The following is a 25,233-nucleotide window of genomic DNA, read 5'->3' on the forward strand; positions in this document are numbered from 1 at the left end:
GATAATACCATAGGTCATACCGGAGGGATATGATGAATGTCGTTAGTCCGCGGGTGAAAGTCGCCATCCGCTGCAAGCATTGCGGCGAGAAGTTCGTTTTAAAGGGCCGGAAAGAAAAGGAAAAGATCGATACCGGGTTCAAGCAGTGCATATGCAACAATGAAAAAGATTTCGATATCGAAACCCTTGATTTCTAGTCCGGGGAAAGAGTCGGCCAAGCGCCGGCTTTTTTCTTTTTTTTGAACGGCTCCAGTACGATGTCCTGCGCTTCGTGAATAATCCCCCTGTCTTCAGGCGAAAACTAAGCCCAAGTTTTGCTGATGAAGGGAGATTTCTCGAACATGTACAAAAGACTGAGCATCGTCATGTTTCCGATTCTTTTGGTGGCGCTCATCGGCACCGGGGTCTGGGGCTACTTGGAGCATCAAGAGAAAAACGCCGTCTTGATCAAGGCGGAAAACCATTATCAACGGGCGTTCCACGATTTGTCGTTTCACGTAGACAAGCTGCATACGGAGCTAGGCAATACGCTCGCGGTGAATTCAACGTCTCAGGACGCCTACAAAAAAGGGCTGATCAACGTTTGGCGGATCACGAGCGAAGCCCAGAACGAAATCAGTCAATTGCCGCTGACTTTGCTGCCTTTCAACAAAACCGAGGAGCTTTTGGCTAATATTTCGAATTTTGCTTATCGTGCGGCGGTCCGTGATCTTTCCAAAAATCCGCTGGACAGAAACGAAATGAAGACGCTCAATACGCTGTACGAGCACGCGGCGGAAATTTCCAAAGATTTGCGCGGGGTTCAAAGCAAGGTCATTCAAAACAACTTGCGCTGGATGGATGTCGAGCTGGCGCTCGCTACACAGAAGGAGCCGCATGACAACGTTATCGTCGACGGGTTCACTACGGTAGATAAAAAGGTGCGCGAATATCCGGAAATCAACTGGAGTCCGGCGGTCATGAGCATGTATCAGAAGCGGGACATGCACATGCTCTCCGGCCCGGAGACGAATGCCGACGAAATTAAGCAAAAGGCCGTGCAGTTTCTTGGCATCCAGGACCCATCCGGGCTTCAGGTCATAGAAAACGGACCCGGGACCGAGTACCAGTCCTTTAGCGTAACGGCGCCTAAACAAGGTACGGCGGACGGCGCTCATTTGGACTATTCGAAAAAAGGCGGCCAGCTTTTGTGGTTCGCGGCTTCCCGCAATGTGTCCGAAAAGAAGCTCGACTTGCGGCAAGCGCGTGACATCGGGGCGCAGTTCCTGGATGAGCATGGCTACAAGAACATGACCGCCGTCAGCTACGACGAATACGGAAACGTCGCCAATATGACGTTTGCACCGCGCACGAACGACGTGATCAATTACGTGGAAAAGGTTGCGGTTCAGGTGGCGTTGGATAATGGCGAAGTGACGGGACTTGAAGCGGCTGATTACGTGTACGGCAAGAAGGACCGCCAGATCAAAGCGCCGAAGCTGACGGCGGACGAAGCCCGTAAAACGCTGAATGCCGATTTTAAAGCAGATAGCGTCAACCAGGCGCTGATCAAGAACGATATCGACGAAGAGGTGCTCTGCTACCAATATATCGGCCGTGTCAACGGAGGACTATACCGGATCTACGTTAACGCTGAGAGCGGCGCGGAAGAGAAAATCGACCGCTTGGGCGCCGAAGAAGCCGCCGCCGTCACGCCAACCTGATTGTTTAGTTTTCTACTCTCTCCCAAGCCCGATGCGTTCGGGCTTTTTTGCATTTGTTTTCGGTTTAAGGTGATGAGCCGAAGGCGAAATCGCGATTGGCGGCGAGTTTTTTGACCTGGTCCCAATTCCATAGAAAATTGTTCCATGGGACCGGGTCAAAACGTGTCTGAGCATTAGCCAATCGCGATTTCGCCACAGGCCGCGCTACCGTTCCTCTCACCGTCCCACAACGCTCCAAAGAAGAAACTCCGAACGCTGCGCGCTCACCCCTTCCCATATTCTCTGCACGTGCTATAATAAAGCTTGGACTTATCGAAGTTTACACTCCGGGGAGGTGAGCCGATTGCTGCCGAAAGTAAACCAGATGCTTTTTATCCAAATCAATTCCATCGATGACGAAGAGGCGAGGCAGGAATATAAATCGAGGATCGCAGACGTCTCGGACACGTATATCAGCATGGAAGTTCCAATGAACGACAAATCGGGGAAGCTGAAGCGTTTGTATCCGGGCGACGAGCTTTCCGTTTATTTTATAACCGAGGGCGGCATGAAAAACTACTTCAATTCGTCCGTACTCGGATTTTCCGACGATGTGATCCGGCTTGTCCTGATCAAAAAGCCCGAACCGGAATCCATTACGAAAGTGCAGCGGCGCAACTTTTTGCGAGTGCCGGCCATACTCGAAATCGCCGTGAAATTCTCGGAGCAGCTGCAGTTCGTATCGCTGACCGACGATGTCGGCGGAGGAGGCATTTCCTTTCTTTGCGAAGGATACGTGCCTGCCGAGACCGGCTGCACGGTCGAGTGCTGGCTGCTTGTCCCGTTCAAAAGCGGTCTGATCGAGCACGTACCGTTCAAGAGCGAAATCGTGCGCGTCAAAGTGCTGGAAACGGGGAAAAAGCAGGTCATGATGCGCTTTTCGGAGATCACGGACCGTGAGCGCCAAAAAATTATCCGGTACTGCTTTGAGCGGCAGTTTGATATCCGCAAAAGATAATACATAATAACTTGGCATGACGGGCACACTATCCCCCGAATATTGGAGGGAACGGGGTGGCCGCGGATGAATACAAAGAATCAAAATGAATCGGACGATAGGTACGAAGAATTATTTTTGCAGTTTGCCCATCGGGCGGAACGATGGATTGCCTGGGCATTGGCTGGGTGCGCCATTACTTTGGTCGCCTCCCAATTGCTGCTTCTTAACCCGCGAATCCGCTATGCTTTAGTCAAGGTAGAGCAGCTGGAGGGACTGCCTTATTCCATGTCCCAGCTTCGGACCGCGGAAGGAAAATAATGGAGTGACGTGAGTTTTGCAATCCGCGGTAAAACTATGGTATAATTTTCTTCGTTCGAGGCTTCGGCCTGTTTTTTTTTCAGGTTGCTCGTCCGCTTCATTTTGTAAGGAGGCCGCATTTTGGAAAAGTTTAACATCGCAATCGACGGTCCGGCGGGAGCGGGGAAAAGCACGATCGCTCGTCTGGTCGCCGGTGCGCTCGGCTTCGTCTATGTCGATACGGGAGCCATGTACCGAGCCGTGACTTGGAAGATTTTACGGGAAGGCCTTCAAGAGGAACAAATCTCGGACATGATTGCGCTCACAGGCCGTATGGACATTCGCTTAGTACCGGGCAGCGATGGCCAAATGGTCTTTGTCGATGGCGAAGACGTGACGGGCATGATTCGCTTTGCGGAAGTGACCGGAAACGTCTCCAGAATCGCTTCCATCGCTGAAATTCGCAATATCCTTACCGCCAAACAGCAGGAAATGGCCCGAAGCAAAGGAATTGTCATGGACGGTCGGGATATCGGCAGTCATGTGTTGCCGGACGCCGAGGTCAAGGTGTTTTTGACCGCAAGCGTCAGTGTCCGCGCCCAGCGCCGGTTCAAAGAAATTTGCGATACGCAGCCGGATATCACGCTTGAGAGATTGGAGCGAGATATTGCCGAGCGGGACCGGATGGACGAGCAGCGCGAGGCTTCGCCGCTTGTGAAAGCGCCGGATGCCGTGCTGCTGGATACGACCGATATGACGATACCGCAAGTAGTGGATCGCATTTTGGAGCTTTTCAAGCTCCGGGTCGGTGGGGGGCAGTAGCATGTTGTACGTCTTTTTTCGAGGAATTTTTCGCGTGTTGTTCCGTACCGTGTATTTTTTGCGGGCGGAAGGGCTTGAGAACATTCCCGCCGAAGGCGCCGTCGTTCTGTGCGGCAACCACACCAGCAACTGGGACCCGCCGCTGATGGGCAGCCCGCTGAAGCGAAAGGTGCATTACATGGCCAAGGCCGAGCTGTTCGACGTTCCCGTTTTGGGGTACATTTTGCCGAGAATCGCGGCATTTCCCGTCAAACGCGGTGGTGTCAGCAAAGAATCGATCCGCTTGTCGCTGCAGCTGCTTAAAGACGGCGAAGTTATGGGCATTTTCCCGGAAGGGACGCGCAGCAACGCGGGAGGCATGGGTAAAAAGGGAGCGGCCAGCCTGGCATTAAAGTCCGGGGCTGTAGTCATTCCGGCAGCCATTATCGGCAATTATAAGCCGTTTCGGCAAATGAAGGTCGTGTATGGTCCGCCAGTCGATTTGAGCGAATTTGAGAACAGCGGTTCGGAAGGCTTGGAACAGGCGACCGACAAAATCATGAGCACGATCCGAAGCATGGTCAAGCAGCACGAATCGAAATGATAAATTGTGGCATACTTAAGAAAATGATGAAGTAAATTTTTTATCCAAATACATTACACGTTGTCAGGTTGTTTAAGGAGGGTAATTGGACATGTCAGAAGAAATGAAATTTGATCAAGAAGTTCAATCCGCAGAGGTATCTCAGGAAGAGTCCATGGCGAATGTCAACATCATTAAAAAAGGTGACATCGTTACCGGCAAAGTCATTAAAGTGGATGCGGATCAAGCGGTTGTCGACGTAGGTTACAAATACGACGGCACCGTGCCTGTAAGAGAGCTTTCGTCCGTCCAATTGGACAATGCGGAAGAGATCGTTCAAGTCGGTCAAGACGTCGAACTGAAAGTTCTTACTATCGATGACAACAAGGAAAAGCTCGTGCTTTCCAAACGCGCCATCGACAGCGAGAAATCGTGGGAGAAGCTTGCGGCGGACATGGAAAACAAAACGATCCTCGAAGCGAAAGTCGCCGAAGTGGTTAAAGGCGGTCTTGTCGTTGACGTAGGTCTGCGCGGATTCGTTCCGGCTTCCATGGTTGAGCGCACGTTCGTCGAAGATTTCAGCGATTACAAAGGCCGCACGCTGCGTCTGCGCGTAAAAGAAATGGACCGCGAGAAAAACAAGGTCATTCTTTCTCAAAAAGACGTGCTGGATGAAGAAATCGAAGCGAAAAAGCAAGAAACGATTGCGAAACTGTCGGTCGGTCAAGAGCTGACGGGAACGGTTCAACGTTTGACGCAATTCGGCGCTTTTGTCGATATCGGCGGCGTGGACGGACTCGTTCATATCTCCGAGATGGCTTGGAATCATGTCGAGCATGCGTCTGAAGTTGTGAAGGAAGGCGACCAAGTCCGCGTTCAAGTTCTGAAATTGGACCCGGCCAATGAGCGCATCTCCTTGAGCATCAAAGCAACGCAACCGGGACCTTGGGAGTCCGTGAAAAACAAGATCAATATCGGAGATATTGTTACCGGTACGGTTAAACGGATCGTGCAATTCGGCGCATTCATCGAAGTGGCTCCGGGTGTTGAGGGCTTGGTTCATATTTCCCAAATCGCACACCGCCACATCGCAACGCCGTTCGAAGTGCTGAAAGATGGTCAAGAGGTTCAAGTGAAAGTGTTGGATATGAACCCGGACGAGAAGCGCATTTCGCTCAGCATCAAAGAAACGGAAGAAGCGCCAGCCCGCGAACCGAGAGCTGAAAGAGAGCGTGCGCCGAAGCGGGAATCCGTTTCCCACGAAGAACTCCAAGGCTTGAACCTGACGCTCGGCGAGCGTTTTGGCGACAAGCTGAGCAAATTCAAGTAAACCGCTGTCTATAGACGAAAAGAGGAATCAGGGGTGCGCATACCGCGAAAAATGGAGCATGTTCATCATGCGCTCCGGCTTGGGCAAAGCGGCGAGCAGGGCTTCCGCGACATTAAGCTGGTCCATAATTGTCTCCCCGGTATTTCTTCGGAATCCATAGCATTGCATACCCGAATCGGCGAACTCCTATTGAGCTCGCCGATTGTTATTAATGCGATGACCGGAGGAGCCCGGGAGACCGAAGAAATTAACCGGGAGCTTGCCGTCGTCGCTCGAGAAACAGGGCTTGCTATGGCGGTAGGGTCGCAGATGGCGGCTATCAAAAACCCGGAGACGGCCGCAAGCTACCGTATCGTAAGAAAGATGAACCCGTACGGCGTCGTGTTTGGCAATCTGGGCAGCGAAGCGACGCTGGAGCAGGCGTTAAAAGCAGTAGATATGCTGCAAGCCGATGCGCTTCAAATCCACCTCAACGTGATGCAGGAGTTGATCATGCCCGAAGGGGACCGGGATTTCCGGGGAATGCTCGAACGAATCCGGACGATCGTCGAACGGGCGGGCGTCCCCGTTATCGTCAAGGAGGTCGGCTTCGGCATGGTGCGGGAAAGCGCCGAGAAGCTGATCTGCTGCGGGGTTGGAGGTATCGATGTCGGCGGATCGGGTGGCACCAATTTCGCCGCAATCGAGAACGCCCGGCGCGATCTTCCGATGGACTGGCTGAACGATTGGGGCTGCAAGACCAGCATCGCGCTGTTGGAAGTATTGGAGGCTAAACGTCGTATGAACCGGCCGGACGTGGCAGTCGTAGCGACGGGCGGCATTACAGGCGCGCTTGAGATTTGCAAAGCTTTAACGCTCGGAGCCTCCGCGGTCGGTATGGCCGGAGCTATGCTGCGAGTGCTGCGTACATCCGGGACCGAAGCATTGATTGGACAAATCACGTCATGGCATCACGAGCTCCGGCTGCTGATGACGGCGTTGGGCGCATCCCGAATTGAAGCTTTGCATGAGCTTCCGGTCGTCATTACATCGGAAACGGCAGAGTGGTGCTCAGTACGGGGAATAGATGTCTCTGTCTACGCAAGGCGATCGGGTTATGCTTAAGGATTGACTAAAACCAAATAAAGAAAGCCATACTAAGGAAAAAGAAGAACATGCTTTTTCTGCGGGTGAGAGCGAATGAATGCGGGTTACGTGTCCTTATTGCTAATCGTCGTTGCGCTGATTTTGTTCGCGAGTGGCTGGAAGAACGTCATATTAAGAGGTATTACTCCTACGAGTCTACTTCTTTTTTTTATGCTTTGGATATTGTTTATGCGGTGGGGCACGGACTGGGGCGGGATTCGGGTATACGGCTGCACGCTGCTGCTGCTGGCTGTTTCGCTCTGGGTCATATTCCGTACGCCAAGTTTTTTGTATCGGTTCCATTTGCTCTCCATCGCCCTGCTGCTCGGGTCGGTCTATTTCTTCCTGAGGGAGACGCTGCATCTGATGCCCGCAGTCATCTGGTTCAGCTCGGAATGGACCGTTGCCGCAAGCGTCGGTTTTTTGGCAGCGGCTCTGCTGCGTTGGCCCCCGCTGCAGATCGCAGGGCTATCGCTCGGACTGCTGATCGGCGACGTTATGTCGGCCTTCGCGCACAGGGAACAGATGGCGATGACGCTCGGGCAAGTGGAGTTTCAAGACGCGTGGTGGCTGACGGTCTTTGCGGCCCGAGGTTGTTCTCTACTGCTGGAAGGGATGGTCGCTGGGAGCAAACTGGCATTTAAGCGTGCGTGGCAAAGGACTAGGGCGGACAGTGAGCCGGAGAACGATTGACAGATGGAAGCTGTCACCCTAGAAGGAAGGAGACGCGATCGACGTGTGGGTTTGGCTGTTGGAGCAAAAATATACCGTAGGAATCATATTGGGCGTCATGTTCGGTGTATTGGCCCGGCTGACGATGCTGCGGACCGATTACCGGCAATATCCGACTTATCCTCACGGCAAAATTATTCATCTTTCCTTGGGCGTCATCGCGGCGGGGCTTGGCTCGGTCGCCGTCCCTTCGCTGCTGGATAAGAACTATACGGCCATGACGTTCTTGGCTATGGCGGCGCAGCAGTTCCGGGACGTCCGCAATATGGAGCGCCAGACGCTGAGCAAGATCGACAGCCTGGAGCTCGTGCCGCGGGGAGCGACCTATATCGAAGGGATTGCGATGGTGTTTGAAGGCCGCAACTATTTGGTCATTTTTACCGCGTTCACTACGGCGTTCTTCGGCATCGTGTTCCCTTGGTATTGGGGGATTGTGGCCGGCATTGCCGCAATTCTGGTCACCAATATGTTTAAGACAGGTAAAACCTTGTCCCACATTGCAAATGTAAACATCGGTCAGGTGCGGCTGGACGGACCGAATCTGTTCGTAGACGACATTTATATCATGAACGTAGGATTAAGCGATACGCAAAATGTCATCCGGAAAAAAGCCATCGGTATTGTGCTTGTGCCCAAAAACAAAAATGCAAGGGTCACCTTGGCTAACCCCGGACAGCGACAGGCGCTGCTGCATGACGTGTCAACGATCATGGGCGTCCATCGCGACGAAGGCGAACCGGCGCTCGTTCCGTTGGCCAAGCTGGATATGAATGACGGGCGGCTGGCGGTGCTGCTGCTTCCGCAGGAGCAAGATCCGGAGAAAGCCCGGCAAGTCGCGATGAACTCGCCGGTGCTGGAAAGCGCAGTGCGGATGCCGAGCGAAGCGCATGTGCAAAACGGCGGAAAAGCGGGAGGATAGCGCTTATGGGACAAATTATGGCGGTAGTGGCTACAGAAGCAAACCGGCAAACGGTGGCGGGCGGAGCTCCCATCTTTATCGCGGATGATGCAAATCATCAGCAGCAAGTAGCCTTTAAGCTGGAAAAAATTTTAGATTCTGCGGCTCACGATTTGGAGAACGGGATCGTTATTTTAGTGAAGCATTAACGGTTGGAAGGCTACCCGCTAACGTTTCGTTCATTTACTTGTGAATTCGATTTTGATATAATATCAGAGCTTGCAAGCCTTGAAAACAGGCTTGTCTTTGTACATAACGTCCCTTGGCCGAACGGGCAAAGGGAGACATGAAGCAACATTGCGGTAGTCGAAGAAGGGAATGAAGTGCATGGCAAGACCAATCATAGCGATTGTCGGCCGTCCTAATGTGGGCAAATCTACGGTATTTAACCGTATTATCGGCGATAAGCTGGCTATTGTGGAAGATAAACCGGGGGTTACCCGGGATCGGCTGTACGGCAGAGGAGAGTGGCTGGACACCGAGTTCAGCGTCATCGACACCGGCGGGATTGAGATCGACGGGGAAGATCAGATCATGAAGTCCGTACGCGTTCAAGCGGAGCTTGCCATCGAGGAAGCGGACGTCATCGTGTTTATGGTGGATGCCAAAGCGGGCATTACGTCGGCAGACAGCGAAGTCGCAGAAATGCTGTTCCGGGCGAAAAAGCCGGTTATCGTTGCCGTCAACAAAGTGGATAATTTGAAGCGGATGGACGATATTTACGAGTTCTACAGCCTCGGCTTCAGCGAAGTCGTCGGCATCTCCGGCTCTCACGGCACGGGAATCGGCGACCTGCTTGATGAGGTGATCAAGCATTTTCCGGACAAGAGCGAGGAAGAGTACGGCGAGGATGTGATCAAGGTTGCTTTGATCGGCCGACCGAACGTCGGGAAATCGTCGCTCGTTAACGCCATCTTGGGTGAAGAGCGCGTCATCGTCAGCAATGTCGCCGGGACGACGCGTGACGCGATCGATACGCCTTTTGAGAAGGATGGACAAAAGTACGTCATCATCGACACGGCAGGGATGCGCAAGCGCGGCAAAGTATACGAGACGACGGAGAAGTACAGCGTCATGCGCGCCATGAAGGCGATCGAGCGGGCGGACGTCGTGCTGGTCGTCATCGATGGCGAGGAAGGCATTATCGAGCAGGATAAGCATGTCGCCGGGTACGCGCACGAGGCGGGCAAAGCAGCGATCTTCGTTGTGAACAAATGGGATATCGTGGAAAAAGATGATAAAACGATGCATCAGTTCGAGCAAAAAATCCGCGACCATTTTTTGTTTATGACCTATGCTCCCGTCGTGTTTTTGTCGGCTAAGACGAAGCAGCGGTTGCAGAAGCTGTTCCCGGTCGTGACCAATGTGGCCGAGCAGCATGCGGCGCGCGTGGCGACGCATGTGCTGAACGACGTCGTGTCCGATGCCGTGGCCATCAACCCGCCGCCGACGGATAAAGGGAAACGGCTACGTATCAATTATGCGACGCAGGTGGCGGTCAAGCCTCCGACCATCGTTTTCTTCGTCAACGATCCGGAGCTGATGCATTTCTCCTATCAGAGATATTTGGAAAATAAAATTCGCGGCGCATTCGGTTTCGAGGGAACGCCTCTGCGCATGTTCACGCGTCGCAAATCGGACGACGAATAGGAGAGAACCGCGGTGACTAGTTTGCTCTCACTTTTGATCGGTTATTTGATCGGCTCGATCAGCTTCAGTTATTTGGCAGGCAAACTGCTGAAAGGCATCGATATACGCGAACACGGAAGCGGGAACGCGGGGGCGACGAATACGCTGCGGGTGCTCGGCAAAGGGCCGGGCATCGCAGTGCTTCTTTTGGATGTATTGAAGGGCGTGGCGGCCGTCTGGATCGGCACGTGGCTGAGCGGGAGCGAACCGCTGTTTGAAGTGCTTGCGGGGATCAGCGTCATCGTCGGGCACAACTGGCCCGTGTTTTTCGGGTTTCGGGGAGGCAAGGGCATTGCCACGACGATCGGAGTGATGCTGACGCTTGCCTTTTTGCCTGCGCTTATCGCTGGGATTGTTGCTATTGTTTCTATTGCTATTACGCGTTACGTTTCTCTGGGATCTCTATTGTTTACCGCACTTTTGCCGATCATGATCTGGTTTATGGCCGGTTCCCGGGAAGTTTTCGCGCTTAGCTTGCTTCTATTCGTATTCGCTTGGGTCAAGCACCGGAGCAATATCGTGAAGCTGTTAAAAGGACAAGAGAACAAGCTTGGTGCCAAAAAACAAGTTTGACGAAATAAACGGAGGTGTTCGTTTATGCCGATTTCCGGTAAAACCGCCGTGTTGGTAGCGGGAAGTTGGGGAACAGCCATTGCCTCGGTGCTGGCGGATAACGGCCGCGATGTGCTGCTGTGGTCCCGCAACCGCGACCAGGTACGGGAGATTAACGAGGAGCACCGCAACAGCCGATTTTTGCCCGAGGTTTTGTTGTCTTCGCGGATTCGGGCGACCGATTCGATGGAAGAAGCCGTGAAAGATGCGGAAGCCGTCGTGGTTGTAGCGCCGTCCTCGGCCATGCGGGATATCGCCGGTCAGCTTAAACCGCATTTGAGCCCTGATTCGCTCCTGGTCCACGCAACCAAAGGGTTCGAGGCCGGAAGCTTAAAGCGCATGAGCGAAGTGCTGGCGGAAGAACTGACATCCTACGATTCGAACCGGCTGGTCGTGCTGTCCGGGCCAAGCCATGCGGAAGAGGTCATCCGGCAATGCCCGACTACGGTCGTCGTTGCTTCGCTGGACAAAGAAGCCGCCGAGCAGGCGCAGGATTTGTTGATCAATTCGTATTTTCGCGTATATACAAACCCCGACGTCATTGGTGTCGAGGTTTGCGGCGCGCTCAAAAATATTATTGCGCTCGGAGCAGGTCTCAGCGATGGGTTGGACTTCGGAGATAACGCCAAAGCGGCTCTGCTTACCCGGGGACTGGCCGAAATCGCCAGACTTGGGACGGCGATGGGGGCGAGTCCGTTAACGTTCGCGGGGTTGGCCGGAATCGGAGATTTGGTGGTTACGTGCACGAGCAGGCACAGCCGCAACTGGCGGGCCGGATCGATGCTGGCACAGGGATATTCGCTGGAAGAGGTGCTTCAGCGGATGGGAATGGTTGTAGAAGGCGTCAAAACGACGCAGGCCGCCTATCAGTTGTCCCAGCACTATAAGATTTCCATGCCGATTACGGAACAGCTGTACCACGTCCTGTTTAACGGGAAAAACCCGAAAACGGCCGTAGAGCATTTGATGGGACGGGGGCCCCGGCACGAAACCGAAGAAATCGCCGACGATTCTCAAAACGGTTGGCTTCGTTAAGGCAAGCGCCTATACCGAAGGCAACTTTTCCACATATACTACCTCAGGCTTTATTGCATAACCAGTCTGGGGAGGGACGACGATGGCAGATAATAACATGCCGAAAGACGTGCTCAATGTGGTTAAGAAAAAAACCGGCAAAAGCGTCTCCGAGAAAGATATATACAAGCTTGCGAGCGGGGTAAAGCCGTCCACGCTGCAGAGCGATACGCAGCTGCGGCAGCTGATTAAGCAAGTTGCGGGCCTTGTGAATGTTCCCGTTTCGGATCAAACGACGAAAGAGCTGATCCAAGCCATTAAAAGCAGCAAAGTGAGTACGGACAATTTGGAACAGCTCATGAAGATGATCATGAAGAAGTAAAGTGACATTTTTAACAGTTTTATGGCATGAGCCGCCTGTCAAGCGCGCTTATGCTTTTTTTGTGTTATGATGGAGTCAATTACGTTACCATGCTAGGGGATGGAAAAACTATTATGTCACCGTTGGACAAAATGTGGGCATCTTTTATTGCGATCGGTCTCATGGTTCTTGCTTCGCTGCTGATCACGTTTGCGAGAAATAAAACGACGGGCATCATCCGGTTTGTGCTGTCTCTGGTCGCGTTCCTGATGTTTATTCCGATCTTTATTTATATGGTCGTATCCCTATTGTAAGGAGTTTGGCAGCTCATGATAATTTTAAAAGGACGCAGAGTAACGAAATCGATCGAACCGGTGACGGAGTTCACAATCTTGGATTTGGCGCTGAAGGCGGAAATGGACTGGGGGTTCTCCTGTATGCGGGGCACCTGCTCGCGCTGCCGCTGTCAAGTAAGCGAGGGGATGGAGCATTTGAACGCTCCGACGGACGAGGAGCTGGACAATTTGGAGCCGGAAGAGCTGGAGCAAGGCTTTCGGTTAGGCTGTCAGGCGAAAGTAAAAAGCGAGGGCGCGATTGCCGTTGCGCATAAGCCTTATTTTTGACTATTTTGTTTAGCATAGGATGATAAAATGAATACTCTACAACTTGGCATGGTACCGGAACCGCTCAAGGCGATTTTTTCCGAGCTTGCCTTACATACAAGGGAATCTGGCTCCATTTGGTTGGTCGGCGGCAGCACCGGACTGCTGCTGCAAGGCGTGGAGCTTAACGCGCTTCCCAGGGACTTGGATTTATACGCTGACCGGCGCGATGCGGAGGCTTTGCATATGGCGCTCCGGCAGTTCGCGACTGACGATCAGATGGGGAGTGAAACGCCCATTTACCGGTCGATTCTCAGCCATTATGAGATGAACGCCGTCAAGGTGGAACTGGTCGGGGCTTTCGAGGTACGGGCAATGGACAGCGAATATCGCGTGGAAGCCGAGTATTTGGCGCGGACACATGCGCTTGCTGTTTCGTATGGCGAAGGAGAGACCGTCCGGTTAATGCCGCTGGCCCACGAACTGGTATTTAACGTGCTGAGGGATCGCCCGGACCGTTACGAAGCGATTGCAAGGGTGTGCCGAGTCCGGGAGTTGGAGCGTCATAGGCTGGTTCTCGATGATTTGATTGCCCGCAACCGTTTCAGCGGGGAGCTCGCCGACAGGCTGCGTACGCTGCTCGACCCGAAAGCGACTAGTTAACGGAAGGAGAGCGCATATGGCCGCGAAAGTTACTTTTTTACCCGACAACAAAACGTTGGAAGCAAGACCGGGCACGACACTTCTGGACGCGGCACGGCGCGCCCGCGTGCATATCCGTACCCGGTGCGGGGGCAAGGCGGCTTGTCTGATGTGCAAGGTTCGCGTGACGGAGAACGCCGGCACCGGGCTGGCCGGGCCGAACCGCAACGAGGCGCTGAAGCTTGGCGGCTTGCAGCAGGACGGCTATCGTCTCGCCTGCCAGGCGAAAATCACCGGGCCTGTTACGGTGCTCGTGCCGGAGGATCCGTTGAAGAGTGCTATACGCAAGCAGTTGGAGAAGCAGGAGGAGGAATGGTGATGAAGCGTTGGTTGCAGGCGGCGTCTTTGCTGCTGGTCTGCACGCTGCTCGGCGGCTGCATGTATCCGAAGGAGATGCGCAAGGAAAGCCAGATTGCGAGTGGCGAGTATGTGATCGTCGTTCAGAACGCGATCGATCAATTTAAGGCAAAAACCGGCGTGCTGCCGATCAAAAACTTCGAGGCGACCACGCCGCTATATGAACAGAATCCGATCGATTTCAAAAAGCTGAAAGGGCGTTACCTTAGCGAAGTGCCGGCCAATGCGTTCGAGAACGGCGGGACGGCGACCTACGTCCTGATCGATGCGGAGACGAAGCCGACGGTCAAGATGATGGATCTGCCTTCGTTCCAGCAAACGGTCGAACTGCAGCAGGAGGTGGACCGTTACAAGTCGAAGACGGGCACGCTGCCGACAGGGGAGCCGGTCGCTCCCGGCTTTTTCGCCATTGATTATGCCAAGCTGAACCGGAAGCCTCTGGAAGTGACCAGCATGTATACGCGCTCGGTAAAGCTTCCTTTTCTGATGAGCGAAGCGGGTCAGGTCGCCATCGATTACGCGCCTGAATTGATGCGGCTTATCGATAAGAAGCAGCTTCAAAGCCGTCTTGACGCAAAGCAGGATTTGCGCGCGCTGCTTGTTCAGGAATCGTATTTCGTTCCTGCACGCTCGTTTGCTTATATGTGGAAAGACAATAAACCGCTTCCCGTCCCGGAATCATTCTGAACCTAACCTCTATCAACCTTCCAGCCAAGGTGATAGAGGTTTTTTTCTTGTCATAGCTAGAATAATCGTAGAATCTCCTACATATATTTGTCAGGGATGAAGTTAAGGACGCAAGCGGCGAACACGGTAAAGCCGGATTTCCGGTGAAAATTATTTCTGCGCCTGTCATCATATTTTGAACCGCCGTACATATATTTGTACTAGTCCAAAGCGTGTACGAGTTTCGTCTTAAACAACCTGTAGGAGGGATTCTCATTGGAAAAAGTGGATATCTTTAAGGACATTGCAGAGCGTACTGGCGGGGATATTTACCTGGGGGTCGTTGGAGCGGTCCGTACGGGAAAATCAACGTTCATCAAGCGCTTTATGGAGTCGATCGTGCTGCCCAACATCCAGAATGAAGCCGACCGGATTCGGGCAACCGACGAATTGCCGCAAAGCGCCGCCGGACGGACGATTATGACGACGGAGCCGAAATTCGTACCGAACAATGCCGTGCAGCTGCATGTCGCTGAAGGACTGAATGTCAACATTCGACTGGTCGACTGCGTCGGGTATGTTGTCGAAGGCGCGAAAGGATATGAGGATGAGAACGGCCCCAGGATGATCAATACGCCGTGGTTCGATGAAGCGATTCCGTTCCAGGAAGCCGCGGAAATCGGCACGCGCAAGGTGATTCAAGAGCATGCGACGCTTGGCGTCGTCATTACGACGGACGGCTCGATCGCCGAAATTCCGCGCGCCTCCTACGTGGATGCGGAGGAGCGTATCATTAACGAACTGAAGGAAGTCGGAAAGCCGTTCATCGTCATCGTGAACTCCACCCGCCCGCAGAGCGATGCCGTGATTGAGCTGCGCAACGAGCTGCAGGCAAAGCACGACGTACCGGTCGTAGCGATGAGCGTTGCCAATATGAGCGAGGACGACATGATGTCCGTGCTTCGTGAAGTGCTGTATGAATTCCCGGTTCACGAGGTCAATGTGAATCTGCCCAGCTGGGTCATGGTGTTGGAGGAGAACCACTGGCTCCGTTCCAGCTTTGAGAACTCTGTCCGCGAGACGGTTCAGGACATTCGCAGGCTCCGTGACGTGGATCGGGTCGTCAGTCATTTCGAGGAATACGAGTTTATCGATAAAGCGGCGCTGGCCGGAATGAATATGGGGCAAGGGGTCGCGGAAATCGATCTGTATGCGCCCGACGAGCTCTATGACCGCATTCTTATGGAGGTCGTCGGCGTGGAAATCCGCGGCAAGGATCACCTGCTGCAGCTCATGCAGGATTTTACGCATGCCAAGCGCGAGTACGATCACTTCGCCGAAGCGCTCGAAATGGTCAAAACGACCGGCTACGGGATTGCCCCGCCGACGCTCGCGGAGATGGCGCTCGACGAACCGGAGCTCATCCGGCAAGGCTCCCGCTTCGGCGTCCGGCTCAAGGCGACAGCGCCGTCGATTCATATGATCCGCGTCGACGTGGAGTCGGAATTCTCGCCGATTATCGGGACAGAGAAACAAAGCGAGGAGCTCGTTCGTTACTTGATGCAGGATTTCGAGGACAACCCGCTCAAAATCTGGGAATCCGATATTTTCGGACGGTCGCTGCACTCGATCGTGCGCGAAGGCATTCAAGGCAAGCTGGCCATGATGCCGGATAACGCGCGCTACAAGCTCCAGGAAACGCTTGGACGGATTATAAACGAAGGCTCCGGCGGCCTCATTGCGATCATTTTGTGAGAGGATTCTCCTTTTTCGTGAAAAATGCACTCCGAAGGGTGCATTTTTTGTGTTTGCACTTGAAAATGATTAACGCGTGTATTACTATAGTCTTGTTTCTTCACCTTTGCATCGTTCCGAATGTATATTTTTCAGCGAAACGGTTAACAAAGAAAGTAACAGGAATCGTTTGTTTCGGGGGGAGGTGAATCGCATGAATAAATCCGATTTGATCAATAAGGTAGCGGAGTCCACAGAGCTTTCCAAAAAGGACGCAACCAAAGCGGTTGAAGCCGTCTTCGAAGCTATTTCCGAGGCGCTTCAAAGCGGAGATAAGGTACAATTGGTCGGATTTGGAAACTTCGAAGTTCGTGAGCGTTCCGCCCGCAAAGGCCGCAACCCGCAAACCGGCGAAGAAATCGAAATTCCTTCCAGCAAAATCCCGGCCTTCAGACCTGGCAAAGCACTGAGAGACGGAATCCAGTAAGCTCTTGCGGCTTTTAGGCTTTCTACTACATAATGGAGCCGGTTCACCGGCTCGAAAAGCGCTCGAATGCGGTTCGGGCGTTTTTTCTTTTCTTTGGAAAAATCCTTTACAATCGATAGGGTTATAAGATATAATAGTCTTTGCCGGATTTTTTTACCGGATCATTTTCGGGGTATGGCGCAGTCTGGTAGCGCGCACCCTTGGGGTGGGTGAGGCCGTGGGTTCGAATCCCGCTACTCCGATAGCATGTTATGACCGAATCGCTTTCTTGACGGACGAAACCCGTCGGAGGAAGCGGTTTTTGTTTTCTATTCACAGGTCGGGAAGCCGAAGAGGGAAATGCTCTCTTATGTAGAATTAGTTAGCATATTCCGTTTGGCAAAGTCGTAGAAGGCGAAGGGGGATGAACGAGTGAAAGCTGTAACCGTAGAAGATTTGGTAAAACGATTTTCGATGGAAGTACTGACCGGGGCCACGCAGCTTCATCGAACGATTTCCAAGACGAGCGTGCACCGTCCGGGATTGGAATTTGTCGGGTATTTCGATTTTTTCTCGCAGTCCCACCTGCAGGTGCTGGGCCGTAAAGAAATTACTTACTTACATACGCTCACAGAAGAGGAACGCAATGAGCGTATCGGAAACATCGTGAAGTATCATCCGCCGTGCTTTGTCGTAACCCGCAATCAGGAAGGGCTTAAATATTTGATGAAATATTGCGAGGAAGAGGGCATCCCCTTATTGCGGACGGCTCAGCCGACGACCAAATTCATCGAGCTGGTGGACGTTTTCTTGACGAAATCGATGGCGCAGGAGATTGCCGTACACGGGGTTTGCGTTAACGTATCCGGGATCGGCATTCTGCTCCGGGGCAAATCCGGGGTAGGCAAAAGCGAGACGGCGCATACGCTCATACGGCGGGGACACCGGCTGGTGGCCGACGATATCGTGGTGCTTAAAAAGATCAGCCCGGAGACGCTTCTCGGCACGCATAACGGGAAGACAAAAGAGTTTCTCGCCCTCCGCAGCATCGGACTCATCAATGTTTCCCGTCTGTACGGACGCAAAGCGTTTCAGGACGAGACGCGTATCGTTCTCGACATCGAGCTGACAAAGTGGCAGGATAATGCGCTCAATAACGAATTGGAGCTGACCCCGAAATTCTCGGATTATATGGACATCAAGATTCCTCACATCGAGATTCAGCTTCAACCGGGCCGGGACGTGGCTGGCTTGGTAGAAGCGGCGGCCAACAACTGGTATCTCCGGCAGCAAGGCTACAGCGCGGCGGAGGACTTTATGAAGCGTTTGCAAGAGGAGTGAAAGAAGCGGCGATTCTTGACGAAGCACAAGCGACACGGGACGTGTGCCCCGTGTTTTTTTAATTCTGAAGCTTTTCTTAAATGTAAAAAAATTATGAAGCAATATCCTCGTTCTTTTGATATACTTAGTTGACCTCATTTCACGAAATGGTTATGCAGTAAGCGGATTAGGTACAGTATTTAGGAGGAGTTACCGAAAATGTCGGAAAAACTTAGACGATGGTCGAACGCAAACGATTGGACGATGTACGGCATTCTGGCATCGATCTTTTTGGTTTGGCGGATCGGCGTGGTCGGCAATTGGAGTTATGAATGCTGGGTCTTGCTTTTGATATGTCTGATGGGTATCCGGAAAGATCAGATTGACGTCGATTGGAAACGTTTTTTTGTGGTAGGCATTCCACTTCTTGGCGTCTTCTATTACTTTTATGGCTCCGGCAAAGGAATATGGTTTGATATTGCCAACTGGATGTTTGAAAACAATCGTCATCCATGGAATTGGGATAGCATGATGAACAGCATCCCCCTCAACGATGCGGCATGGGCCCGGGCGATCAACCACCCGGTGTTCGACAAGATCATGGTTTGGATCTACAACTACGGCTTCGTGCTCTCACTCTGGGTTTGCATTGTCCGAAGCTACTGGACCAAGAGCGTTAAAAAGATGATGTCCTACGCCTTATCCGGGCACTTGATGCAGTTTCCGCTGATCCTGCCGTTTTACAACTTGATTTTGCTTCGCGAGGTATGGTGGGTCAAAGGGCAGCCTGACTTGCTCGGGCGGAATTTCGCCTCGGAAAACGAGATGCTGGTCACTGTCATGAACTGCTTCCCGAGCATGCATACGTCGATTTCGTTCGCCATGCTGCTGCTGGCACTCCGGGAGAAAGACCGCATTTTCAAATACATGATGGTTACGTATTGCTCCTTGATCATTTTCTCGACGATGTATTTACAGATTCACTGGGTGCTCGACGTTATTGCGGGCATGCTGTTCGCTTACGGTGTCGTCAAGCTTGCCGATTTGATCATCCATTGGGCTTCCAAGCTCGTACCGAGCCGCTTCAAGGTGTTCTATAACAAAAAAGATCAAGCTTACGCGCCAGAGAAAACGGTAGCCGCCTAAGAGGGCGGCTTTTCTCTTGAGTTGACAGCACGAGTATTTTTTTGCATGATAAAGGTAATTGGACAGATTAGCCCCGGGGGGAATCAGGATGGACACGAATCAGAGTGAATATTTTGTGGTAAAAGCCAAGGAAAACGGAGTACAGGTCATTGGATTGACGAGAGGACAGGATACCCGGTTTCATCATACGGAAAAGTTGGATAAAGGCGAGGTCATGATCGCTCAATTTACTGAGCATACATCAGCTATCAAAATCCGCGGGAAAGCGGTTGTGGTCACGAAATTCGGCCTGATCGACACGGAGGAATAATTTTTCGGATAGCGGCAGGCATAGCCTGCTTTTTTTCGTTGTACAATGTAACAGACAGGGCATAAGCCAAGCATTCGGACCCCGTCAAAAGGAGGAAGCGGTTCGGGATGAAATGGGCTCCCCGTTTGTTGATCATAACAGCTTTATCGATAGCGGTAGCGTCGGCTTTGTCTTATTTGTCACAGCTGGATGAGAGTCTTAGCGTATTTCGAAGCGTTAAAGCGCATCCTGTATCCGAAAACAATATTGTCGACGTCGTATCGAGGATGCAGCTCCATTTAAGAATTCGCCGGGTGGAGGTTAATCATGCCGTTGTGTCGATCGATTTGCTGGCCGTAAAAACGAGCGACAAATCCGACCTGCTCAGCGATATGTACGAGGTGCCGACGATGATGTTCGCTTCGTCTACGAATATCAATCAGGTGTTGGTCCGCGTGCTGGATGCCTCCGGAGACCGGCAAGGGAATCCCCAGCCATTGGCAGCGGTGGATGCCAGACGGGAGAAATGGCTGCCGAACGAAGCGGGACTCCGCTCCAGAAACGCGGAAGAGCTGCAGCAGTATTTGGATACTCGTTTTCGGATGACGTATACCTCGAAATGGCAGGAGCGTTTTACTCCGAAAAGCTGATCCGGGATATGCGAAAATAATTTGATTATGCTATAATAGTTTAGATTGCGAGTGAAGAGATTTTTCTTATCGGTTCGGAGGCTTACATATGAACACTTATCGGATTCCGGAGATGGCCAAGAAATACACGGAGCATGACATGATTCAAAAGCATACGGATCTGCCGCTCTTTCCCGAATTCCGCACCCGGCTTCTGTATGCTTTTTTAAATAAACACAGCACATTAGCCGGACACAGCGAGCTCTACACGCTTGTGACGTCCCTTGTACAGCTTGGTCTGGATACGCATGATATGGTCAGCGTAACCAATGACGCCAAGGAGCAGAAATCCGCCCGCTCCCGGCAGCTCAAGGTGCTAGCGGGAGACTACTTCAGCAGCCGTTTTTATTACCTGTTGTCTCATTCCGGACAGATCGATTTAGTCGGGATATTATCTGCAGCGATATGCGAAGCCAACCGCCTCAAAATGAACCTGTACCTCAAGATGAAGCAGCTGAAGCTTACGGCCGATGAATATATTCGGCAGTCGGTAGAAGTGAAGACACAATTGTTTCTTTCCTTCGCCAATCTGCTTGAGGAGCGGTTTTACGCCGTTTGGCCCGAGGTGCTTTGCCTGTTTACCCGCTGCGAGGTGCTGCTTCAGGAAATCGTCCGGCCCGAATCGTCTCAGCCGTATCGGGATAGCTGGGGCTTTTGGCATGTTCTGCAGCAGGCGACACGGGAAGAAAAGAAGCTGCTGCAAAGCGAAGAACCGGACCCGGCAAAATGGCGCTCGCTATGGCTGAAGTACAAGGTAACGCCGCAGCTGCACCAAATGCTCGATGCCTGCATGAAGGAGCTTCAGGAAAAGCTGCAAGCGCTTGAGCCGGAGAAATTAGGCAAAGAGCTGCAGTCGATAGGCGAACCGTTCCGCCGGTACTTATCGGCCCCGCGGGCGACTCAAGAAGTTTGAGGTGATACTTATGGAAATGAAATCAACCAAGGAACAGTTCGTTCATTCCGTCTTTGAAAGCATTGCGCCGAAGTACGACTTGATGAACGACATTTTGAGCTTCCGCCGGCATAAAGCCTGGAGAAGCTTTACGATGAAGAAAATAAACGTCAAGCCGGGAGCAACGGCGATCGATCTGTGCTGCGGCACTGCCGATTGGACGATCAGCCTCGCTAAAGCGAGCGGCACCGGCAATATCGTAGGCCTTGATTTTAGTCAGAACATGTTGGATGTAGGCGACGAAAAGGTCAAGCGGCTCGGTATGGACAAGCAAATCAAGCTCGTACAAGGCAATGCCATGGCGCTTCCGTTCGAGGATCATTCGTTCGATTATGCGACGATCGGCTTTGCGCTTCGCAATGTGCCCGATTTGATCAAGGTCATCGAGGAAATGCAGCGGGTGGTGAAGCCTGGGGGAATGGTCATCTCGCTTGAGCTGTCCAAGCCGACCTGGCAGCCGTTCAAATCGATTTATTATTTTTATTTTCAAAAGGTTCTGCCGCTGCTCGGCAAACTGATCGTCAAACGGTACGAGCAGTACAAATGGCTGCCGGAATCGCTTAAGAGCTTCCCGGACCATAAGGAGCTCGCCGACATTTTCCGAAAGACCGGTTTGACCCGCGTTGAGGCTTACCCACTGACCGGCGGGATCGCGGCGCTTCACATCGGCATTAAGCCGCAAGCGGCAAATGGATCTAAGGGAGATGTCTGACAACATGGCATGGAGAAAGACCAAAATCTTTTTGGAAATGATTAAAATCGAGCATACGCTCTTCGCGCTTCCGTTTGCTTTCATGGGAGCGCTCCTCGGTTCGGTGGTGACCTTTAACCATCTTCCGTCATGGGGGCAGATCGGCTGGATTCTGCTGGCGATGATCGGGGCGCGGAGCGCAGCTATGGGGTTGAATCGGGTCATCGACAAAGTGTTCGATGCCAAAAATCCGCGGACGGCGATGCGTGCGATACCGGCCGGCTTGATTTCTTCAAAAGAAGCCATCATGTTTATTATCATTTCGTTCGTATGCTTGTTCTGGGCGGCCTATCATTTAAGCCCGTTGGCGACGAAGCTGCTGCCGGTTGCCGTATTTTTTCTGGTGTTTTACTCTTACACGAAACGTTTCACATGGACATGCCACTTGATTCTGGGGATGACGGTCGCGCTCGCGCCGCTGGGGGGCTGGATCGCCGTGACAGGGGAGTTTTCGCTGGCGGCGCTTGTGTTTTACGTATCCATCGTCTTTTGGCTGGCCGGCTTCGATACCATTTATGCGACGCAGGATGTCGAATTTGACAAGAAAGAAGGGCTGCATTCTATTCCGGCCCGGTTCGGCATTCCTAAGGCGCTGCTCATCGCTCGCTGGTTTCATATCGTCACCGCGGCAGGTTTGATCAGCCTGTTTTTTTTAACGGATTTGAGCTGGATCTACTTGATCGGGGTGCTGGTCTCCTACGCTCTGCTGATGTATGAGCATCTGATTGTAAAGCCGACGGACCTTACCAAATTGAATACGGCCTTCTTTACGATGAACAGTGCGCTCAGCATCTCGCTGTTTGTGTTCACCTTGATCGATTTGGTGGTGTTTACCGGATGAAAAGACCGTGGGTAGTCGGCATTACCGGGGCGAGCGGCGCAGCGTATGGCGTGCGGCTTTGCCGTTTTTTGCTGTCGGCGGGGGAAGACGTTCATTTGATCGTAACGGATGCAGGCTGGCGCGTGCTAAAGGAAGAACTCGGCTGGGACGCCTCGAAGCGGCAAGAAAGCATTCGTCTGCACTTCGAATCGGACAACGTACCGGGGAAGCTCGAATACGTGCCAGTACAGGATATCGGAGCGAAGACGGCCAGCGGCTCGTTCCGGACGCAGGGCATGGTGGTCGTACCGTGCTCGATGGGCACCCTATCCGGCATTGCGAACGGCGCATCGGACAACCTGCTTGAGCGAACCGCGGACGTGATGCTGAAGGAAGGACGCAAGCTAATTGTCGTGCCGCGGGAAACGCCGCTGCATGCGATTCATCTGGAAAACATGCTGAAGCTGGCAAGGCTTGGCGTACGTATCCTGCCGGCGATGCCGGCATTTTATCAAGGGCCGCAGACATTAGACGATATGATCGATTTTGTAGTCGGGAAAATATTAGACTGCATGGAGATCGAACATCATTTGTATAAAAGATGGGGTATGCCAAATGACTAACAGCCAGGCGTCTGTGCGCATCGGCCGGATCGATTTCACCAATGTGTGGCCGCTCTTCTATTACTTTCCTTTCTCTTCCTTTGGCAGCGTTCTGGAGGTTACTCAACAGGTGCCGTCGGGATTAAACCGCGCCATGGCCGAAGGACGAATCGATATCGGAGCCATTTCGTCATTTGCGTATGGAGAAAATTTTGACGAGTATTTAGTATTTCCCGACATGTCGGTCAGCGCTTTCGGACAGGTCAATTCTATTCTTCTGTTTCACCGAAAACCGCTGGAGGAGCTGGGGGACGCCAAGATTGCGCTGCCTACGACTTCCGCGACTTCCATCAATTTGCTAAAAGTTATTTTAGCCAAGTTTTACGGGCTTCAGCCCGAGTACGAGTACGCGGCACCGGAGCTTGAGCCGATGATGAAGAGCGCAGATGCCGCGCTGTTGATTGGTGATCATGCGATTCGGGCAAGCTGGGAAAAGAACGGATATCTCGTTACCGATCTTGCGACGGAATGGACTCGCTTAACCGGCCAGTGGATGACGTTTGCGGTCTGCACGATCCGGAAGCAAACCGTGGAGCAGTATCCGGAGCTTGTCAGCCGTATCTATGAGGCCTTTCTTGAGAGCAAGCGCAAGTCGCTTGCCGATCCGGCGGCGTTGGTTCGTGACGCGCAAAAGCTGATTGGCGGGACGGAGGCCTATTGGCAGCAATATTTCTCCGAACTGTGCTATGAATTTGGTCCGAAGCAATGGGCCGGGCTCTCGTTATATTATCAGTATGCCGCAGAGCTCGGATTTCTGGAGCGGAACGTTCCTCTACAAATATGGAAAGACAATTCTGTAGTACGGGTGACGGAATGAAACTTTTGGATTTATATGCTAAATTAAAAAAAGATATCAATTTGATTGAAAAAGAGCTGGAGCGAAGCATCGATGTCGATCATCCGGTGCTTCGCGAAGCTTCCCTGCACTTGCTGAAAGCAGGCGGCAAGCGGATTCGTCCGGTATTCGTGCTGCTTGGCGCCAAATTCGGGCAGTACAATCTGGAGCGGGTCAAGTTCGTAGCTGTTCCTTTGGAGCTGATTCACATGGCTTCGCTTGTTCACGACGATGTCATCGACGATGCAAACACGCGGCGCGGCCAATTGACGGTCCGCTCCAAATGGGACAACCGGGTTGCCATGTACGCCGGGGATTATATTTTCGCCAAAGCGCTCAGCATTATTACCCAGTTGCCTGACCCGTCCATTCATCGGATCATGTCTAATGCGTTGGTCGAGATGTCGATCGGAGAAATGGAGCAAATCCGCTTCTTTTTCCATACGGGGCAGACCGTCCGCGATTACATGCTGCGCATTAAGCGCAAGACGGCGCTGCTGCTGGCGATCAGCTGCCAATTGGGAGCGATTGCGGCAGGCGCCCCTGAGCAGATAGCCAAGCGGTTGTACGATTTCGGATATTATACGGGCATGGCGTTCCAAATCCGGGACGATCTTCTCGACCTGTGCGGAACGGAGAAAGAAATCGGCAAGCCGCCGGGCAGTGACATCAAGCAGGGAAATATTACGATTCCCGTCATCTTTGCTCTTCAGAATCCGCAGCATCGTCCGGCTCTTCTGGAGGAAATCTCGCGTATCGAGGCCTGCGACGGGCAAACCGACATCACCGCGTTTTTGAATAGGATCCGGCGCAGCGAGGGAATCTCCCGCGCCGAAACGATGGCGTCGGCATACATAGATAAAGCGATTCGTTCCCTGGAGGGCTTGCCCAATATCCAGGCGAAAAAAGATTTGATCAGCATTGCTCATTTTGTGGGGAACCGTTCTTATTAGGAGCTTGGTTTGACACCATGAAGAACTGCATTCATCTGTAAGTTAGTCGCGTAAACATTGTCACTCCACCGCTCTTGAAATTCAAGTTGTATTCAATATACCTTG

General features: G+C 52.5%; 32 protein-coding genes and 1 tRNA gene. All 33 read left to right on the forward strand.

Annotation, left to right across the window (positions count from 1 at the left end):
- The first annotated feature begins 32 nt into the window (after nucleotides 1-32).
- Nucleotides 33-197: a hypothetical protein gene (locus BLO51_RS28990; protein WP_167670066.1), complete on the forward strand. Its 165-nt coding sequence runs from the start codon at nucleotides 33-35 to the stop codon at nucleotides 195-197.
- Nucleotides 198-341: 144 nt separating this feature from the next.
- Nucleotides 342-1,703: a germination protein YpeB gene (gene ypeB / locus BLO51_RS00710; protein WP_090665771.1), complete on the forward strand. Its 1,362-nt coding sequence runs from the start codon at nucleotides 342-344 to the stop codon at nucleotides 1,701-1,703.
- 343 nt (nucleotides 1,704-2,046) lie between these two features.
- A complete protein-coding gene (locus BLO51_RS00715) occupies nucleotides 2,047-2,700 on the forward strand; it encodes a flagellar brake protein (RefSeq protein ID WP_174551169.1) in 654 nt (217 codons plus the stop codon).
- 66 nt (nucleotides 2,701-2,766) lie between these two features.
- Nucleotides 2,767-3,000, forward strand: coding sequence for a hypothetical protein (locus BLO51_RS00720; protein ID WP_090665773.1), 234 nt, complete (start codon nucleotides 2,767-2,769; stop codon nucleotides 2,998-3,000).
- 120 nt (nucleotides 3,001-3,120) lie between these two features.
- Entirely contained in the window at nucleotides 3,121-3,801 is a 681-nt protein-coding gene (cmk, locus tag BLO51_RS00725) for a (d)CMP kinase (RefSeq protein WP_090665775.1), read from the forward strand.
- 1 nt (nucleotide 3,802) lies between these two features.
- Entirely contained in the window at nucleotides 3,803-4,384 is a 582-nt protein-coding gene (locus BLO51_RS00730; RefSeq protein WP_090665778.1) for a lysophospholipid acyltransferase family protein, read from the forward strand.
- A gap of 91 nt (nucleotides 4,385-4,475) precedes the next feature.
- Nucleotides 4,476-5,693 carry a 30S ribosomal protein S1 gene (rpsA, locus tag BLO51_RS00735; RefSeq protein ID WP_090665780.1) on the forward strand — a complete coding sequence of 406 codons (1,218 nt, stop codon included), beginning with the start codon at nucleotides 4,476-4,478 and terminating at the stop codon, nucleotides 5,691-5,693.
- A 51-nt stretch (nucleotides 5,694-5,744) separates the two neighbouring features.
- A complete protein-coding gene (gene fni / locus BLO51_RS00740; protein ID WP_174551176.1) occupies nucleotides 5,745-6,797 on the forward strand; it encodes a type 2 isopentenyl-diphosphate Delta-isomerase in 1,053 nt (350 codons plus the stop codon).
- 75 nt (nucleotides 6,798-6,872) lie between these two features.
- Complete coding sequence (locus tag BLO51_RS00745) at nucleotides 6,873-7,511, forward strand: YphA family membrane protein (protein WP_425415788.1); 639 nt, start codon at nucleotides 6,873-6,875, stop codon at nucleotides 7,509-7,511.
- Between the two features lie 43 nt (nucleotides 7,512-7,554).
- Nucleotides 7,555-8,469, forward strand: a complete 915-nt coding sequence (locus BLO51_RS00750) for a YIEGIA family protein (RefSeq protein WP_090665786.1) — start codon at nucleotides 7,555-7,557, stop codon at nucleotides 8,467-8,469.
- A gap of 5 nt (nucleotides 8,470-8,474) precedes the next feature.
- Nucleotides 8,475-8,657, forward strand: coding sequence for a capping complex subunit for YIEGIA (locus tag BLO51_RS00755; protein ID WP_090665788.1), 183 nt, complete (start codon nucleotides 8,475-8,477; stop codon nucleotides 8,655-8,657).
- Between the two features lie 178 nt (nucleotides 8,658-8,835).
- The gene (gene der / locus BLO51_RS00760) at nucleotides 8,836-10,158 is read left to right on the forward strand and encodes a ribosome biogenesis GTPase Der (RefSeq protein ID WP_090665790.1); all 1,323 of its coding nucleotides are present in this window, start codon (nucleotides 8,836-8,838) and stop codon (nucleotides 10,156-10,158) included.
- 12 nt (nucleotides 10,159-10,170) lie between these two features.
- Nucleotides 10,171-10,770 carry a glycerol-3-phosphate 1-O-acyltransferase PlsY gene (gene plsY / locus BLO51_RS00765; protein ID WP_090665793.1) on the forward strand — a complete coding sequence of 200 codons (600 nt, stop codon included), beginning with the start codon at nucleotides 10,171-10,173 and terminating at the stop codon, nucleotides 10,768-10,770.
- 24 nt (nucleotides 10,771-10,794) lie between these two features.
- Entirely contained in the window at nucleotides 10,795-11,844 is a 1,050-nt protein-coding gene (locus BLO51_RS00770) for an NAD(P)H-dependent glycerol-3-phosphate dehydrogenase (RefSeq protein WP_090665796.1), read from the forward strand.
- Between the two features lie 82 nt (nucleotides 11,845-11,926).
- Nucleotides 11,927-12,205 carry a stage VI sporulation protein F gene (locus tag BLO51_RS00775; RefSeq protein WP_090665798.1) on the forward strand — a complete coding sequence of 93 codons (279 nt, stop codon included), beginning with the start codon at nucleotides 11,927-11,929 and terminating at the stop codon, nucleotides 12,203-12,205.
- Nucleotides 12,206-12,318: 113 nt separating this feature from the next.
- A complete protein-coding gene (locus BLO51_RS00780; protein ID WP_090665800.1) occupies nucleotides 12,319-12,498 on the forward strand; it encodes a DUF2768 family protein in 180 nt (59 codons plus the stop codon).
- Nucleotides 12,499-12,513: 15 nt separating this feature from the next.
- Nucleotides 12,514-12,807: a 2Fe-2S iron-sulfur cluster-binding protein gene (locus tag BLO51_RS00785; RefSeq protein ID WP_090665802.1), complete on the forward strand. Its 294-nt coding sequence runs from the start codon at nucleotides 12,514-12,516 to the stop codon at nucleotides 12,805-12,807.
- Between the two features lie 27 nt (nucleotides 12,808-12,834).
- On the forward strand, nucleotides 12,835-13,449 hold the full coding sequence (locus tag BLO51_RS00790) for a nucleotidyltransferase family protein (RefSeq protein ID WP_090665805.1): 615 nt from the start codon (nucleotides 12,835-12,837) through the stop codon (nucleotides 13,447-13,449).
- Between the two features lie 16 nt (nucleotides 13,450-13,465).
- Nucleotides 13,466-13,807 carry a 2Fe-2S iron-sulfur cluster-binding protein gene (locus BLO51_RS00795; RefSeq protein ID WP_090665807.1) on the forward strand — a complete coding sequence of 114 codons (342 nt, stop codon included), beginning with the start codon at nucleotides 13,466-13,468 and terminating at the stop codon, nucleotides 13,805-13,807.
- Nucleotides 13,807-14,532 carry a DUF3939 domain-containing protein gene (locus BLO51_RS00800; RefSeq protein ID WP_090665810.1) on the forward strand — a complete coding sequence of 242 codons (726 nt, stop codon included), beginning with the start codon at nucleotides 13,807-13,809 and terminating at the stop codon, nucleotides 14,530-14,532. The genes BLO51_RS00795 and BLO51_RS00800 overlap by 1 nt, the downstream gene beginning before the upstream one ends.
- A gap of 255 nt (nucleotides 14,533-14,787) precedes the next feature.
- On the forward strand, nucleotides 14,788-16,266 hold the full coding sequence (gene spoIVA / locus BLO51_RS00805; protein WP_090665812.1) for a stage IV sporulation protein A: 1,479 nt from the start codon (nucleotides 14,788-14,790) through the stop codon (nucleotides 16,264-16,266).
- Nucleotides 16,267-16,459: 193 nt separating this feature from the next.
- The gene (locus tag BLO51_RS00810; protein WP_010494971.1) at nucleotides 16,460-16,732 is read left to right on the forward strand and encodes an HU family DNA-binding protein; all 273 of its coding nucleotides are present in this window, start codon (nucleotides 16,460-16,462) and stop codon (nucleotides 16,730-16,732) included.
- A 168-nt stretch (nucleotides 16,733-16,900) separates the two neighbouring features.
- Nucleotides 16,901-16,974 (forward strand) — tRNA-Pro (locus BLO51_RS00815).
- A gap of 169 nt (nucleotides 16,975-17,143) precedes the next feature.
- Nucleotides 17,144-18,052 (forward strand): HPr(Ser) kinase/phosphatase, encoded by a 909-nt coding sequence (gene hprK / locus BLO51_RS00820; protein WP_090665814.1) that lies wholly within the window; start codon nucleotides 17,144-17,146, stop codon nucleotides 18,050-18,052.
- A 198-nt stretch (nucleotides 18,053-18,250) separates the two neighbouring features.
- Nucleotides 18,251-19,177 (forward strand): phosphatase PAP2 family protein, encoded by a 927-nt coding sequence (locus tag BLO51_RS00825; protein WP_090665817.1) that lies wholly within the window; start codon nucleotides 18,251-18,253, stop codon nucleotides 19,175-19,177.
- A gap of 88 nt (nucleotides 19,178-19,265) precedes the next feature.
- Nucleotides 19,266-19,487 carry a trp RNA-binding attenuation protein MtrB gene (gene mtrB, locus BLO51_RS00830; protein WP_090665819.1) on the forward strand — a complete coding sequence of 74 codons (222 nt, stop codon included), beginning with the start codon at nucleotides 19,266-19,268 and terminating at the stop codon, nucleotides 19,485-19,487.
- 107 nt (nucleotides 19,488-19,594) lie between these two features.
- Nucleotides 19,595-20,116: a hypothetical protein gene (locus BLO51_RS00835; RefSeq protein WP_090665821.1), complete on the forward strand. Its 522-nt coding sequence runs from the start codon at nucleotides 19,595-19,597 to the stop codon at nucleotides 20,114-20,116.
- A gap of 88 nt (nucleotides 20,117-20,204) precedes the next feature.
- Nucleotides 20,205-21,068 (forward strand): heptaprenyl diphosphate synthase component 1, encoded by an 864-nt coding sequence (locus tag BLO51_RS00840; RefSeq protein ID WP_090665823.1) that lies wholly within the window; start codon nucleotides 20,205-20,207, stop codon nucleotides 21,066-21,068.
- 10 nt (nucleotides 21,069-21,078) lie between these two features.
- The gene (locus BLO51_RS00845; protein WP_090665825.1) at nucleotides 21,079-21,819 is read left to right on the forward strand and encodes a demethylmenaquinone methyltransferase; all 741 of its coding nucleotides are present in this window, start codon (nucleotides 21,079-21,081) and stop codon (nucleotides 21,817-21,819) included.
- Nucleotides 21,820-21,823: 4 nt separating this feature from the next.
- Nucleotides 21,824-22,699 carry a UbiA-like polyprenyltransferase gene (locus BLO51_RS00850; RefSeq protein WP_090665827.1) on the forward strand — a complete coding sequence of 292 codons (876 nt, stop codon included), beginning with the start codon at nucleotides 21,824-21,826 and terminating at the stop codon, nucleotides 22,697-22,699.
- A complete protein-coding gene (locus BLO51_RS00855) occupies nucleotides 22,696-23,301 on the forward strand; it encodes a UbiX family flavin prenyltransferase (RefSeq protein ID WP_090665828.1) in 606 nt (201 codons plus the stop codon). The genes BLO51_RS00850 and BLO51_RS00855 overlap by 4 nt, the downstream gene beginning before the upstream one ends.
- On the forward strand, nucleotides 23,294-24,157 hold the full coding sequence (locus tag BLO51_RS00860) for a menaquinone biosynthetic enzyme MqnA/MqnD family protein (protein ID WP_090665830.1): 864 nt from the start codon (nucleotides 23,294-23,296) through the stop codon (nucleotides 24,155-24,157). The genes BLO51_RS00855 and BLO51_RS00860 overlap by 8 nt, the downstream gene beginning before the upstream one ends.
- On the forward strand, nucleotides 24,154-25,128 hold the full coding sequence (locus BLO51_RS00865) for a polyprenyl synthetase family protein (RefSeq protein WP_090665833.1): 975 nt from the start codon (nucleotides 24,154-24,156) through the stop codon (nucleotides 25,126-25,128). The genes BLO51_RS00860 and BLO51_RS00865 overlap by 4 nt, the downstream gene beginning before the upstream one ends.
- Nucleotides 25,129-25,233: the final 105 nt, after the last annotated feature.

The organism is Paenibacillus tianmuensis (assembly GCF_900100345.1).
GTDB classification, from domain to species: Bacteria; Bacillota; Bacilli; order Paenibacillales; family NBRC-103111; genus Paenibacillus_G; species Paenibacillus_G tianmuensis.